This window comes from Labrenzia sp. THAF35 (assembly GCF_009363595.1).
Lineage (GTDB): Bacteria > Pseudomonadota > Alphaproteobacteria > Rhizobiales > Stappiaceae > Roseibium > Roseibium algicola.
Genome location: NZ_CP045380.1, coordinates 3,093,195 through 3,108,131, shown reverse-complemented (window position 1 = coordinate 3,108,131; position 14,937 = coordinate 3,093,195). Strand labels below are relative to the sequence as shown.

Sequence of the window (14,937 nt, the reverse complement as noted above, 5' to 3'; positions counted from 1 at the left end):
CTGCGCTGATGCTGATTTCTGACCGGCATGGGGCTCGTCGATATGTCTTTCAATTGGCGGGCTCAAGGTAGCGGGTATTCACCCATCCGGACACCACGCCCGAACGGATTTCACACCAGCTTCCCTCACAGCTCTCGGAAAGTTCCACATTACAGGTTCCCGCCGCAAGAGCGCCGGTAACGGCATGCCGTGTTCCGGGGCCCTGCCGTACATTCAGAACGTCGTCCTGCGCAATGCTGACGCACATCAACCGGGCGTCAGCGGCTTCGGAAGACCGGAACATGGCAGGTGGTGCTGCTGATGCGGTGCATGTCCCGCCGACATTCACACCACGCGCGCACAAGGGTTTGACCTTCATCTCCAGAAGCTCCCATTCGCCCGTCGCCGTGTGAACAACGGTGCCCCTGTAATGCTCACCGGAAAGGCTGTCATCAAGATATCCGGTCATGACGATATCGACACTGTAGCCGCTGTCAGCCTTGCGCACCTTCAGGTCGAGGGCTGCATTGCCTTCGTCACTCTCCGGATGGCCTTGCAGAAACGGCATCAGCACATCCATGAAATTGGCGGCGACCGCCGTGCCGGGAGCAACACGGATCTCGCGAAAACCGTCATCCTGCGCCTGGACCGAGCCCGTGATTAGCATGCTGGCAACGGGTATCGCGGCAAGCGAGGTGGCTGAAAGTCTGAAACAGGGGCGCATGGCACAATCCTTTTGCGGGTCACTTGCAGCAGTAACGCATGGCGGCTGACTGCCGGCCATGGGGCCGATCCCCCATTCCGGCCAGAACAGGCATTCTCCGGTCAAAGTTCCCGCGATGGATCAATCATGCCTTCCTTCAGCGCCTTGGCCATCAGTTGCGGCACCGAATGCACGTTCAGCTTCTGCATCAGGCTGGTGCGGTGCTTGTCGACGGTCTTGACGCTGATGCCAAGTCCTTCGGCAATTTCCTTGTTGGATCGCCCGGCAAGGATCAGGTTCAGCGTCTGCCGCTCCCGGTCCGTCAGAACCGGCGGCGCGGGCGTCTCTTCCAGGATCTTCAGGAACACATCCGAAATATGCCGCTGTCCGCGCAGGATACCCGGCAGTTTCTGGTAGAACTCGGCATTGTCCGACGCCTTCGAGAACAGGCCATCAACCCCGGCCTCGATGAGATCCGATATCAGCCCGACAGCGGAAATTCCAGTCAGTACGACCACCCTCGTTTCCTTCGACCAGCGCCTTGCCTCGATCAGCACTTCCACGCCGCCCGCCATCGGCATGGAGACATCCAGCAACAGGAGGTCTGGCCGCTGCTTGCGCACTTCGGCTATCGCGCTGAGGCCGTCGCCGGCTTCCGCCAGCACGTTGATCCCCTCCGGTTCGATCAGGCCCGGTTTTTCCAGAGCGTCGCGCAAACCCGAGCGAACGATTGCGTGATCGTCTGCAATGATGGCACTATATCTTTGATCTTTCACGGCTCTCGATCCAGCAGCTGCAGTCCTTCTATCTGACATGCCTTTGGGGAAATGACCAGAATTCTGCACCTGTGGGCCCTTCTGTTTTTCAGCCTTCTCGTGACCGGCATCGCCCGGGCAGAAACTGTGCGCCTCGAGCCCGGCCAGGGGATTGGCGACCTGAAGCCGCATCTGGTCTATGAGAGCGATCCGTCAGCATCTCTTGCAGACATCCTGAACCGGTTCCGCTCCGGCAAATTCTCCCCGACCCTCAAGGCCTCTCTGCTGGAAACCAACTATGCGCCGGAAGCCTGGGCCGCTGTCGAGATCGTCAACGCAACACTGAACGATGGCCGTGCGCCGGATCCTTTCGTGCTGACGATCGACCTGCCGCTGGTCAGCGAACTGGACGCCTATGTCATCCGCGAAAGCGGCTTTACCGAAAGCCTGATCAGTTATTCGATTTTCGAACCCTTCGCACCGGAAGACCACTCGGTCACAAGGTTGCGCACGCCTGTCTTCGACATCGCGCCGCAAGAGCGGGTCACCCTCCTGGTCAATTTCAAGTTCGGGCCTTTCCAGTCCTTCAAGATGGCGCTGGAAACACCAGTGGAGCTTGAAGCCTCAGCCTTTGCGTCCGGCATCACCCATACGGCGTTCTACGCCTTCACGATCTCCTGCCTGATTTTCTTCTTCGGCTTTCATCTGGCCATGAAAAACTGGATCGGCATGCTCTACGCCGTCCAGTTCGGGCTCGGGCTTGCTTTCATCGCTTATATTGACGGCCTCTGGTTCCGGTTCTTCTTTCCCGACAGACCAGAACTCCAGTCTCCGACAGGCTTCTTCCTGCTGTTCTCCCTATCCGGCCTCGGCTTCGTCATCTCCGGCAGCTCTGTCTCCACCGCGGGCCGCGAGACAAGGCTCTCCATCGGCTTGACAGCCCTTTCCGCCCTATCGATCGCCGGTTTCGGGTTGTCTTTCTTTTCGCCCGGCACCTATGTCGCGTTTTTCGGCTATGTGCTGCTGGCGCTGATGTTCATTTCCGTTTTCCTGGCAGGCCGCAGCTGGCGACGCAGTGAAGGCGCGGCACATGTCAGCTCGGAACTGGTTTCAGCCTTTGGCACCGTGCTGGTCGTTGGGTTGATTGCCTTGATGGTCGTTGGCCTTGAAACCGAAATTCTGCCAGTTGCGAGCACGGTCAAGGGTATTTTCTCCTGCCTGCTGATTGCCACCATGACCGGTTTGACCGCCCATATCGTTGCCTTGCGCCACAAACACGCAAATGCCGTTCAGGCCGAAATCGCTGCCCTTGAAGCGGAAGCAAAGCGCAGTCGGGAGCTGCTCGTGGCCGAGCGCAATTACACGCATGCCCGCGATCTGGCCAGCCTGCGTCAGCGGCAACTGGCGACCGCTTCCCATGATCTGAAACAGCCGATCACTTCACTGAGGCTCAGCTTCGACCATCTTGCCGACCACATGGAACCACCGGTTCGCCAACGTCTTGCAGAGGCATTCGACTACATGGAGGCCCTGTCGAATTCCTACCTGGCGGAAACGGCACCGCGGAACGATGGCACAGAGACAGCCGAAAGCTCCGATCCAACCGGCGAAGAAGACCACGCCAAGAAAGACATCGCCATCACCCGCGCAGAACCGGCGGAAACCGAAAGCTACGAACTTTCGCTTGTTCTCGACACGGTCCAGCAGATGTTTGGCGAGGAAGCGATCTCAAAAGGCCTGAAGTTGCGACGGGTTACATCAACCCGCAAGACCGCCGTGCCGCCCATGGTCCTGATGCGCATCGCCAGCAATCTGGTCTCCAACGCGGTCAAATACACCGAAAAAGGCAAGGTCCTGATTGGCGTCCGTAACCGTGGACAGGCCCTGGAGCTTTGTGTGCTCGATACGGGACCAGGCCTGACCGAGACAGAACAGCAAACCTTCCTGAAGGCCTACAAGAAAGGCAGCACGTCCAGCGGACATGGCCTTGGTCTTTCGGTCTGTCACGACCTTGCGCGTGAACACGGGCTTGCGTTCACCTGCCAGTCTGTAAAAGGCAGGGGAACGCAATTCAGGCTGTCCTTGCCGGCCTCAAGCTGAGCAAAGCCCGCAGGGTCTCACGTCAGGCGGCCGCCCCGCGCGTGCCTGTTTCGTGGATTTCGATCAGGCTTGGTCCCGACAGGTCTGAAAACCGCTTCAGAGCGGCCCCGAGCTCCGAAACGTCATCAAGACGCACGGACGGCAAACCATAGGCGTCGGCGATCTTGCCAAAATCGGGTGCTGATGGCGTCACGCCTTCCGGTTCAATCCCGCAATCCAGCATGTAGGTGCGGATTTCGCCATAACCGTCGTTGTTCCAGACCAGGAAAATCACCTTGGCTCCGCAATCCCTGGCTGAGCCGATTTCGGCAAGCGAGAACTGAAGCCCGCCATCACCCACAAGGCAGATCACAGGCGTTTCAGGTTCGCCGATGCTGGCACCTATCGCGGCCGGAGGACCATACCCAAGTGCACCGAACCCTGTTGCCGCGTTGAACCAGCCGTGCGGCCGGCCTGCTTCAAACGACAAGTTGCCGGAATAGATGGCCTGCGTGCTGTCGCCGACGATGATGCAGCCGGGCAGCGTTTCGCGGATCGTCTCCAGAACGCCGATTTCCGCCTGCATCTTGGGGCTCAACCAGGTTGAAACCGCCTCTCGGCAAGCCTTGGCCCGTGCAGCACCGTCCGCCTCCGTACCAGGACCTTCAAGCAGCGGCAGAAGGTCGTCCAGCAACTGGTCGACACTGGAGAGGACCGGCAGCGCAGCCTCAGGCCCCCGGGCAAGCTGGTCTGCATCGATGTCCACCCGCACCAGATCGGCTAGCTCCGGAAAGCCGCCATCGGCATACATGTCGTAATCCGTCTGTCCCATCTGCGTGCCGAGCGCAATCACCAGATCGGAGGCTGCAAGCAGGTTGCGGACGGCGGCAAGGCTTGGGCTGGCCGGAACGGAGAGCGGATGCCCCGCAAACATACCCCGCGCGTTGACCGTGGTGATCAGCGGCGCATCAATTCGCTCCGCCAGCAAACGGATCTTGACTGCGGCAGCAACGGAACCGCCGCCGCACAGGATCGCCGGGCGCTGGGCCTTGCGGCATTTCTCGGCAAGTTCCAGCACCTGTGCCTGAGCCGCCCGCGGGCCGCGGGCCTTTGAGGGGCGCAGGTCGCCAACGGCAATCTTTTCCACCATCACATCGGTTGGAATTTCAATATGGACCGGCCCCGGACGCCGCGACTGCAGGATCGCGAAGGCACGGTCCATGACAGCCGGAAGATCCGAGGGCTCCAGCAACGTGTGTGTCATCAGCGCAAGCGGTGCCATCATGGCGCGCTGGTCCGGCAACTCGTGCAGCTTGCCCCGACCATGGCCAAGGCTTGCACGTGCATTGACCCCCGAGATCACCAGCATCGGCACGGAATCCTGATAGGCCTGTGCCATCGCGGTGATCGTATTGGTCAGGCCCGGGCCGGTGATCACCAGCGCGACACCGGGTTTCCCGGTCACGCGGGCATATCCGTCCGCCATGAACCCGGCCCCCTGTTCGTGGCGCGGGGTGATGTGGCGGATTTCGGAGGCAGCCAGCCCCCGATAAAGCTCGACCGTGTGCACGCCCGGAATCCCGAAGACGGCTTCCACGCCATTGGCCTCAAGAATATCGATCAGGGCCTCACCGACCGTTTTGGTCACTACGCCCATTTGCGGCTCTCCTCGTCGTCGAGACTGTCCGCAAAGGCCGCGATGCGGTCCGTTGCTTCGGAAAGCGTTTCATCGGCTACCGTCAACGACAACCGGATGAAATTCGTCGCCTGATCGCCGAAGGAGGCCCCTGGCATCACCGCGACCAGCTTTTCCTCCAGCAGCCTTTCGGCAAAGGTGGCACCATCCAGTCCCGTTGCACTGACATCCACCAGCAGGAACATGCCGGCTTCCGGCATCATGGGCTTAAGGGCGCCGTGTCCGGAAAGATGCCCGATGATGAGCTTCGCCCGCCGCAGATAACTCTCCCGCATGCGCTCGGCAGTATCGAAATTCCCGGCAATCGCCATGGCTGTCATGTCCGCGATGAACGGCTGTCCGCCAAAAAGCATGGTTTCGGACACCGCCAGCAACCGCGTGCAGAATTCTTCCGGACCGATTGCCCAGCCGGACCGGAAGCCGGGGGCGGCGTGAGATTTGGAGATAGAGGACACCACGATGGTCCGGTCCGCCAGCGCCGGCTGGTCGAAGGGGGAAGCGAAACTTCCCTTAAAGATCAGCTTTTCATACACCTCGTCGCAGACGATCCAGAGGTCGTGCTTGATGCAGACCTCACCGATGGCGGCAATTTCCTCAGCCGTCAGCGTCGCCCCGGTCGGATTGTGCGGCGTATTGAGCAGGAGCACCCGGCTGTCCGGAGTGACTGCCTTCTCAAGATCTTCCGCCTGAAGGTGGAAACCCTTTTCAGGGCGGAGCGGCACCGGCACCATGTGCGCACCGGTCGCGGCAATAACGCCTTCGTAGGTGGCATAGAGCGGATCACCTGCCAGAACGGCGTCGCCTGCCTCCACAAGGCCCAGCATCACCGCAAAAAGGGCAGTCTGCGTGCCTGGGAAACACAGGACGTTCTGCTCGTTCACGTCAGGCCGGCGCTTGCGATATTTTTCCGTCAATGCAGCAACGATACCCGGCTCGCCCCGACCGTTGGAATAACGGATACGGCCGGCCCTCATCGCCCGGTTGGCTTCCTCGAACAAGGCTTCGTCGGGCAGGATGTCCGGCTCGCCGATCGTCAGCTCGATAACGGGAACGCCCGCAGCCGCCATTTCGCGCGCCTTGATGTGGACAGTCCATTTTCCCGAGCCCAGGTGGGCAAGGCGGTCGGTGATCGACGCATAACGCATAGTCGGTCTCTCAGTTTGAGTGTGGTTTGGCGGCAAGGCTTATTCCGCCAAGCAATGCCTCGACGGACCGGATGGCAACGCCCGGAAGGGGCGTTTCGGAAAAGAGGTGACCTACCAGCGTGCCTTCGATCCACAGACCGTCGATCACGCCGTTGATCGCAATTGCCAGCTCCCGGCACCGCTTTGCATCGGGTAGCTCACCCGATTCGGCCAGCACCTCGGCGACGAGGGTTTCCAGCACAGACCGAAACGCGAGATAGCTCTCAAGGTGAATTTCGGCAAAGGCCGGATCGACGCGCACATGACTGATGAACGCAGCCCAGAGCGACAATGTTCTTGCGTTGGCAACCGGCGGCGTCAGGTTGGCCACAATGAAATCGTGCAGTCGTGCCCTGGGGCTCTGCTGATCACCATCGGCAGCTGCCGCCACAGTGGATGTCATTCCGGTCATGACTTCCCGATAGGCATCCTGCAGCATCTGGTCCTTGCTGGAAAAATAATGGCGGATCAGGCCGGGAGTGACACCGGCACGTGCCGCGATTTCACGAACGGTCGCGCCGCGCAGACCAAATTCGGAAATGCAATCCAGCGTCGCCCTGATAAGATCCTGACGCCGCTCGGCCTCACTTGCGCGATGGAACGGACGACGGCTCATGACAGGCTCCGGACCGGCAGAAACCCGCGCACTGACGGGTTCGCAGGCGAAGTCAGGCACCATGCTGCAGCCATCGCTTTCGCCTCCCGCGCCATTCTTGTGTCCTCCGCCATGATCTCCGGTCGCCTGACGCACCGGCATCGATTTTTTCGTTATTATACGGTTGAATAATTACGAGACAAGTGCAAAGCTGAAAACACTTACCGGGCGGAGAGCTGACGCCGCACCGGCAAAAAAGACGAGGTCAGCGGGGAACAGAAACAACAGTGCACCGGCTCAGGCCGGGCAATGGCGGTAGGATGGAACCAGCGGCGCCAGCCATCGAGGTATGCGACCTCTTTAAACGTTTCGGAGCTCTTGAGGTGCTCAAGGGTGTCTCGCTCACGGCCCGGCAGGGCGACGTGATTGCGATCATCGGCGGATCGGGCTCCGGCAAATCAACCTTTCTGCGCTGCATCAACATGCTTGAGATGCCCAGCGCCGGGTCGGTCACCATCCATGGTGAGACAATCGACCTGAAAAACGACGGCCACCATGGCCTGCGCCCTGCCAACCGCAGGCAGATCGAGCGCATTCGCAGCCAGCTTGCGATGGTTTTCCAGAGCTTCAATCTGTGGCAGCACATGACAGTGCTTCAAAATGTGATTGAAGTGCCTATCCACGTTCTGGGCATGAAACGCGACGAGGCCGTCGGCATCGCCGAAACCTTGCTGCGCCGTGTCGGACTGCACGAGAAGCAGGATGCCTATCCGGCCTTCCTGTCCGGTGGTCAGCAGCAGCGTGCAGCCATCGCCCGCGCCCTTGCCGTCCAGCCGCTCGCCATGTTGTTCGACGAGCCGACATCCGCTCTCGATCCGGAACTGGTCGGAGAGGTCCTGGGCGTCATCGGCGATCTGGCCCGTGAACAGCGGACAATGATCCTGGTTACCCACGAGATGAAATTCGCGCGGGAAGTCGCCAGTCACGTCATCTTTCTGCACAACGGCATCATTGAGGAACAGGGACCGCCGGACCAGGTGTTCGGTGACCCGAAATCGGAGCGGCTGAAGAAATTCATCAGCTCGATCAACTAGACCCTCCCGCAGACGTTTCGCGGGGAGGTCCTGCCGGAAGGTCCGGCATGAGAAGTCTAAAAAACAGGGGAACAGCATGAAACATATTCTGAAGACAGCATTCGCAGCCGCCGCACTGGCCACCACCGCGTTCACCGGCGCCATGGCTGAGGAAGTAAAGGTCGGCGTCGCAGCCGAGCCCTACCCGCCGTTCACCTCTCCCGATTCCAGCGGCAAGTGGATCGGTTGGGAAATCGAATTCATGGACGCGATCTGCGCGGAAGCCAAACTCGACTGCGTCGTCACGCCAGTTGCCTGGGACGGCATCATCCCGGCCCTGACATCCGGCAAGATCGACATGATCATCGGCTCCATGTCCATCACCGAAGAGCGCCTGAAGACCATCGATTTCTCCGACAAGTACTACAACACTCCGACCGGCATCATCGGTGCCAAGGGTGACGATTTCGACGCGACTCCGGAAGGCCTGTCCGGCAAGATCATCGGCGTTCAGGTTTCGACCATTCATGCCGACTATGCCGAGAAGTATTTCGGCGAAGGCGCTGCCGAGATCAAGCAGTACCAGACCCAAGATGAAGCCAACCAGGATCTCGCCGCTGGCCGCCTCGACGCCGTCCAGGCAGACGCCATCGCGCTCGACGCCTTCCTGAAGTCCGATGCGGGTGCCTGCTGCGAACTGAAGGGCAACGTCCAGGACGATCCGGCGATCCTCGGTGCCGGCGTTGGCGTCGGCCTGCGCAAGGGCGACACGGAACTGAAGGACAAGGTCAACGCCGCAATCAAGGCGATCCGCGAGAACGGGACCTATGAAACGTTCTCCAAGAACTGGTTCGACTTCGACATCTACGGCGGCTAAGCGGCCGGATCACCCTTAGGAAACCGTCCCGCGCCCTCGGGCGCGGGCGGACACTTTCAAAGCAAGGTTGACCGCTGCCGATGGCTGCCCCTTCCGGATTTCTCAATCTCGATCTGCTCGCCCTGTCGCCACCGGGCTGGGGCGGAGTTCTACTCGCCGGCTTCGCAGCCTCGCTGCAGCTCGCCGTCGGCGGTTTTGGCCTGGGTCTGCTGATCGGTATCGGCGGCGCCTTCGGAAAGCTTTACGGTGGCCCGATCCTGCGCGACCTGCTTGAGGTCTACACCACCGTCATCCGAGCCGTTCCCGAGCTTGTCCTCATCCTGTTGCTTTATTACGCCGGAACAGACGCGGTGAATTCGCTGCTGATGCTGGTCGGTCTGCCAAGGGTCGACATCAGCGGCCTAGCCGCCGGCATCTTCGTCATCGGCGTCGTCCAGGGCGCTTACTCGACCGAAGTCCTGCGTGGTGCCATCAAGGCAGTACCGCCCGGACAGATAGAGGCAGCCCGTGCCTACGGCATGTCGCCCTTCAAGACACTGCGCCGCATCACCTTGCCGGCCATGCTGCCCTATGCCATTCCGGGTCTTTCAAATCTCTGGCTCATCGCCACCAAGGATACTGCCCTTCTGGCCGTGGTCGGCTTCTCGGAACTGACGCTTGTGACCCGCCAGGCAGCCGGCAGCACCAAGGCCTACATGCTGTTCTATTGCGCCGCAGGCGTGATGTATCTCACGCTGACGCTGGTCTCGAACCGCGTCATCGCCCATATCGAAAAACGCGCAAGGCGCGGCATTGCGGGGCCTGTGTGAGATGAGCGAAACCAAGATCACAATGCCCGCCTATGTTCCGCCGCCGCCACGCCGGCTCCTGGAACCGCACAGGATCTTCCTGCTTGCCGTCTTCGCAGGCATCGTCTTCTGCGCGATCTGGTTCCTGCGGTGGGACTGGTTGCCGAAATACCAATGGAAGCTCCTCCACGGCATCTGGGAAACATTGTTTCTGCTGTTTTCGACGGCAGCCGTCGGCTTTCTCCTTGCCATAGGCCTGGGCCTTGTCCAGGTCACCGGACCAAGACCGCTCGCCTGGCTGGCCCGTGGTTTCTGCACATTGATCCGCGGCACACCGCTGCTTCTGCAACTCTGGCTGCTCTACTACGGCCTCGGCTCGGTGTTCGCGCAGTATCCGGAAATCCGGCAGTCGATGTTCTGGCCCTATCTGCGCCAGGCCTGGCCGTATGGCTTCACGGCCTTGATGCTGTCATTTGCCGCCTATGAGGGGGAAGTGATGCGCGGAGCGTTTGCCGGTGTGCCAAGGGGCGAACTGGAAGCCGCGCGTGCCTTTGGCATGGGCCGCTTCACCATGTTCCGCCGCATCTGGCTACCGCGCGCCATCTACCGTGCCTTGCCGACCTTGAGCGGCGAAACCGTGCTGCAGCTGAAATCGACACCGCTTGTCGCGACCATCACGGTGGTCGATGTCTATGCGATCATTTCAAGAGTTCGGCAGGATACATATCTCACATATGAGCCTCTGCTGCTGCTTGCACTGATCTATATGTGTCTCACCGGGATTCTGGTATTGCTGTTCCGCTTCCTGGAAAACCGTATCCCCAGCCGTGGTGCGTAAATGACCGTTCAGTCGTCCAACTTCCTTCCCGAAATCGTCGCCACAAGGCGCCATCTGCACACGATCCCCGAGATCGGCCTGTCGGAATTCAAGACCTCGGACTACGTCGCCAATGAACTGGCTGCGATGGGCTACGAGGTTACGCGTGGCCTGGCAAAAACCGGCATTGTCGCAACCCTGCGCAATGGCACGTCTTCGAGAAGCATCGGCATTCGTGCGGATTTCGACGCCCTGCCGATCCTGGAGGAAACCGGGGCGGACTATGCCAGCACCCATCCCGGCGTCATGCACGCCTGCGGCCATGACGGCCACACGGCCATGCTGCTCGGCGCCGCGAAAATTCTCTCGGAACGCAGGCAGTTCGACGGAACGGTGCATCTGATCTTCCAGCCGGCGGAAGAAAACTTCGGCGGCGCAAGGCTGATGATGGACGACGGGCTTTTCGAGCGGTTCCCGTGCGATGCCGTATTCGGCCTTCACAATGACCCGAGCCTGCCCTTCGGCCAATTTGCCTTCCGGGACGGCCCGATGATGGCGGCTGCCGACGAGTGCAAGATTACCGTTGTCGGCCACGGAGGCCACGGCGCAGAACCGCAGGCGGCATCCGACCCGATCGTGTGCGGCGCCAGCATCATCATGGCACTGCAGACCATCGCCGCGCGCAACATCCACCCGCTGCAGTCCGCCGTGATCACGGTCGGTGCCTTCAACAGCGGTATCGCCAGCAACGTGATCCCCGAGCGGGCGGAAATGAGCCTGACCGTTCGAGCTTTGGAACCGGATGTGCGCGACGAGCTGGAACGGCGTATCCGCATGATCGCCGAAGGACAGGCCGCCAGCTACGGCATGCGGGCCGAGGTCGATTATGAGCGCGGTTATCCGCCGATGATCAACCACACGGCCGAGACCGGCTACCTGCGTGACCTTGCCAGGCGCTTTGCCGGCGAGGAAAAAGTCACAGACCTTACCCGTCCGTTCATGGGCAGCGAGGACTTTGCCTATTTCCTGGAAGAACGGCCCGGCTGCTACTTCATGCTCGGCACTGCCAGAACCGATCGCGACCCGCCCCTGCATCACCCCAAGTACGACTTCAATGACGACATACTGCCTATCGGCACGAGTTTCTGGGTGGAGCTGGCGGAAGATTTCCTGTCGAGCAGGTAAAGCAGGGGCAATCACCACAATTTGAACCCGCCTGCAAACGGAGCGTCTGGTGAAATTTCACCGGCCAGACGCCTTCATATTGCCACCGGACGAAAATTCCGAAAATAGCGGGCAGGTCACCTGGCCTGCCCCTATCCCGTTGTTTCGCGATAGGAAACCCGTCTCGGCCGGAGCAATACGCTTCACCTGCGAAATTCAAACGCACACACGTCGCGTCACCACGGCTTTAAAGCTCTCACAGTAGCCCCATTGGGCGGGAAGCCCGATCGCAAGGCAGGCGGTGGCGCGAATTTTTGCTTCACTAAACCTCTGCACTTGATAGGATGTAGTGTGTCGCCGACAATGCAAATTTTATCAATTATCTGATGAAAGTGTCATAGAACGCTAAGTCAGTTTTAAAAATTCGGTGAAGTATGGCAGAGATTACCAAGCGTAAGATGCTCGGTTTCCTATCATTTATTGCGTCAATTTTGGTGGCCTGGCTAACAGGCGCGACAAGTTCGGCCAAGGCTGGCACGCAGGCCCTGAACGATCCTGTCAAGAATACGTCCTGGCAGCTTTCGAACGCACAGCAGATTTTTTCAAGGAGCACGATGCTGCCCTTTGATGAGTCATTTGACCCGTCAGCCGCAGGCAGCAAGCTGGAAAATCCAAACGGCAAGCCGATCACCATCGCCGCTTACGAAAGCGAATCCCCAAGCGTCAAGGCAGGCTCCGGCAAGGAAGCGGTCAGACCGTTTTTCTTGATTCCGAAAGGCGATGGAGAACCGACAACCGTGGCCCGGGAACGAGCCATTCTCGAGCGGTTCCTGAACAACCGTGTTCGGGTCAACAACGCCTGTGAACGCTGCAAGCAGAAGGTTTTGCGCGGTATCGAACCCGTTCGATGCATTACCGAAGTTCTGCAGGATCTGGAAAATCGGCTGGCGCGCGAAGCGGAAAACGGAAGCGCCGTTGCACAGTCGGCCCTGCCGATTGTTCGCGAAATGGTCGTCAAAGTCGAGCAGGCCGAAAGTGGCGAAGCAGCTCTTGAAGCGGTCCGCGAAGGCATCAGCAAGGTTCAGCGCATTCAGATCGTCCGGTCCCAGGACACTGTGATCACGAACCTGCAGCAGCAACAGCGAGCTGTCCTGACCGAGACCATCGCGGCGGTCGAAGTCAATCTGGCGTCCATGATTTCAATTTGAGCGGAATGCGGTTCCAAACCATGAAATTGCATTTGGTCCGGCAACTTCTCGAGAAGGTCCTGCTTCTGTCAGGTCTGATACTCGTTGTCTCGGTTTCCTTACCTGAAACCTCACGAGCCCAGCAACTTGTACCCGACACGCGTATGGCGCTGATCGTCGGCAATTCCAACTACAATGGCGAGAAACTCCCCAATGCGCGTAATGATGCGGAGAGTATCGCTGCAACCCTGCAGACCCTTCGCTTCGACGTCACCTTGATCCTGGATGCAACGCAGGAGGACTTCTTGAAGAAGGCCGAAGAGTTCTCCCAGGCAACCATCCAGCGCAACGCGAACGTCGTGCTGGTCTATTACGCCGGGCATGGCGTTCAACTGGCGGGCAAGAACTATCTCATTCCGGTTGATTCACGGATCAGTGACATCGATACGCTTGTCAGCGACAGCATTCATTTCGATGAGCTGCTCAAGCTTGTCGGGCGCAGCAGCGCCTTCAAGATGGTCTTCCTGGACGCCTGCCAGAACAACCCGTTTCAGGATCGCATCAAGAGCCTGGAAGTGGGCCTGGCACCACCGCCGGATGTCAGCGGGTTTCTGATCGGCTACGCCACACAACCGGGCAAGGTTGCCTATGATGGCGCGGGTGACAACAGTCCCTACGCGACGGCGCTCCTGTCCTACATGCACTCCTCCGGCCGCGAGGTCCTGTCCGTGCTGGCAGACGTGAACCAGAACGTACGCAAGGAAACCGGTGGCGCCCAGGTGCCTTACGTGCAGTTCTCGGTCAAACCCGATTTCTATTTCAAGCCGGGCCCGGAGTCGGATGGAGACCTGGAAGCGGGCCTGTGGAAGCTGTCGGTGCAGCAGGAAGATCCAAGGCTGATCCAGCTGTACCTGCAGCGCTATCCGGAAGGCAGGTTTGTCGATGAAGCGCAAACGATCCTCGAAAGAGCGCTGAAGGACACGAACGGCGTCCTGCCGACGCCATCGGTCGGCCTCGCAAGTCTGGAAGAGGAAATTTGGTCCAACGCCCTGGCCTCCCGCAACCGGGCCCTGCTGCAATATTACATCGAGCGATTTCCGGACGGGCAGTATCTGGAGCAGGCCAAAACGCTTGTCACCCAGATGATGCCCGACAATCCGAACAATCTGACGCAATCCGAACTGTGCAGGCGGTTCGCCACACACCCGAACGATTCAACCGTCATCTACCGGGGCGTCTCTCTCAACCTTCTGGCAAAGAACTCCGGGGCGGCCATTCATTCCTGCGAGCAGGCCGTCAAGGACTATCCGGATGTGCCGCACTACAAGGCCCTGCTTGCGCGGGCACGGGCAGCCGCCGGCGATACCAAGATTGCCGTCGATCTCTATCAGCAGGCAGCAGCTGCAGGCGACACAAGGGCACTCGTCAGCCTTGGCCTCCTCTACGAACTCGGCCAGGGGCTGCCCAAGGACCTGCTGAAAGCCCGCGAATTGTTCGAACGCGCCTATGCCAACGGCAGCGCCGATGGGGCCATCAACCTTGCAGTTTCCCTCTATAACGGCACAGGTGGCGCGCGCGACGTTCCGCGTGCAATTACCCTTCTGGAATATGCCTCCTCGGAAGGCGCCGCCAGAGCGACCTACAATCTGGGCGTCTTTGCCAAGGAAGGCATTTACAAGACCCCCGAAGACGCAGCGGCCTATTTCGAACTGGCCGCGCAGCAGGGATACGCGGAAGGCGCCCTTGCCGCCGCTGCGATTTACGACGAAGGATTCCACACCGACAAATCACCACAAAAGGCATCGGAACTGTTGCTGTCCGCATTGACGGTGGACAGCGGCGAAACACTTGCGAAGATTTCCTCCGACGCCCGCAGCTGGTCGCGCGATACCATCCTTGAGATCCAGACCAGATTGCAGTCTGCCGGATACTACGAGGGCACGCTGGATGGTGTTCCTGGCCCTCTGTTCAACCGCGGACTGGAGTCCTGGCGGCTCTATGGTGGCTCCCCATCGTGATTTCCGGCAAGATCGATTGATG

The 14,937-nt window shown here is 59.9% G+C and carries 13 protein-coding genes; 8 read left to right on the top strand and 5 right to left on the bottom strand.

Annotated elements, in window-relative coordinates; all coding sequences use genetic code 11:
* Positions 1-49: 49 nt before the first annotated feature.
* On the bottom strand, positions 50-703 hold the full coding sequence (locus FIU93_RS14135) for an SH3 domain-containing protein (protein ID WP_173017328.1): 654 nt from the start codon (positions 701-703) through the stop codon (positions 50-52).
* Between the two features lie 101 nt (positions 704-804).
* Positions 805-1,458, bottom strand: a complete 654-nt coding sequence (locus FIU93_RS14130) for a response regulator transcription factor (RefSeq protein ID WP_077292299.1) — start codon at positions 1,456-1,458, stop codon at positions 805-807.
* Between the two features lie 51 nt (positions 1,459-1,509).
* On the opposite strand from FIU93_RS14130, the gene FIU93_RS14125 reads away from it, so the two are divergent.
* Entirely contained in the window at positions 1,510-3,537 is a 2,028-nt protein-coding gene (locus tag FIU93_RS14125) for a sensor histidine kinase (protein ID WP_152505935.1), read from the top strand.
* 22 nt (positions 3,538-3,559) lie between these two features.
* Here FIU93_RS14125 and FIU93_RS14120 read toward each other — a convergent pair whose 3' ends face one another.
* The 3 genes from FIU93_RS14120 to FIU93_RS14110 are packed head-to-tail and all read right to left on the bottom strand — an operon-like array spanning position 3,560 to position 7,012.
* Positions 3,560-5,173 carry a 5-guanidino-2-oxopentanoate decarboxylase gene (locus FIU93_RS14120; RefSeq protein ID WP_152505934.1) on the bottom strand — a complete coding sequence of 538 codons (1,614 nt, stop codon included), beginning with the start codon at positions 5,171-5,173 and terminating at the stop codon, positions 3,560-3,562.
* The gene (locus FIU93_RS14115; protein ID WP_152505933.1) at positions 5,164-6,357 is read right to left on the bottom strand and encodes a pyridoxal phosphate-dependent aminotransferase; all 1,194 of its coding nucleotides are present in this window, start codon (positions 6,355-6,357) and stop codon (positions 5,164-5,166) included. The genes FIU93_RS14120 and FIU93_RS14115 overlap by 10 nt, the downstream gene beginning before the upstream one ends.
* 10 nt (positions 6,358-6,367) lie before the next feature.
* Positions 6,368-7,012, bottom strand: coding sequence for a TetR family transcriptional regulator C-terminal domain-containing protein (locus tag FIU93_RS14110; RefSeq protein WP_152507593.1), 645 nt, complete (start codon positions 7,010-7,012; stop codon positions 6,368-6,370).
* Positions 7,013-7,311: 299 nt separating this feature from the next.
* On the opposite strand from FIU93_RS14110, the gene FIU93_RS14105 reads away from it, so the two are divergent.
* From FIU93_RS14105 to FIU93_RS14075, 7 genes are all read left to right on the top strand, one after another.
* The gene (locus FIU93_RS14105) at positions 7,312-8,085 is read left to right on the top strand and encodes an ABC transporter ATP-binding protein (protein ID WP_031269084.1); all 774 of its coding nucleotides are present in this window, start codon (positions 7,312-7,314) and stop codon (positions 8,083-8,085) included.
* A gap of 76 nt (positions 8,086-8,161) precedes the next feature.
* On the top strand, positions 8,162-8,941 hold the full coding sequence (locus FIU93_RS14100) for a transporter substrate-binding domain-containing protein (RefSeq protein WP_023000375.1): 780 nt from the start codon (positions 8,162-8,164) through the stop codon (positions 8,939-8,941).
* Positions 8,942-9,021: 80 nt separating this feature from the next.
* Positions 9,022-9,750, top strand: a complete 729-nt coding sequence (locus tag FIU93_RS14095; RefSeq protein WP_023000374.1) for an ABC transporter permease — start codon at positions 9,022-9,024, stop codon at positions 9,748-9,750.
* Position 9,751: 1 nt separating this feature from the next.
* Positions 9,752-10,567 carry an ABC transporter permease gene (locus FIU93_RS14090; protein WP_062487980.1) on the top strand — a complete coding sequence of 272 codons (816 nt, stop codon included), beginning with the start codon at positions 9,752-9,754 and terminating at the stop codon, positions 10,565-10,567.
* Positions 10,568-11,731 (top strand): M20 aminoacylase family protein, encoded by a 1,164-nt coding sequence (locus tag FIU93_RS14085; protein WP_152505932.1) that lies wholly within the window; start codon positions 10,568-10,570, stop codon positions 11,729-11,731.
* A gap of 593 nt (positions 11,732-12,324) precedes the next feature.
* The gene (locus FIU93_RS14080; RefSeq protein ID WP_077292291.1) at positions 12,325-12,918 is read left to right on the top strand and encodes a hypothetical protein; all 594 of its coding nucleotides are present in this window, start codon (positions 12,325-12,327) and stop codon (positions 12,916-12,918) included.
* A gap of 20 nt (positions 12,919-12,938) precedes the next feature.
* A complete protein-coding gene (locus FIU93_RS14075; protein ID WP_173017327.1) occupies positions 12,939-14,915 on the top strand; it encodes a caspase family protein in 1,977 nt (658 codons plus the stop codon).
* Positions 14,916-14,937: the final 22 nt, after the last annotated feature.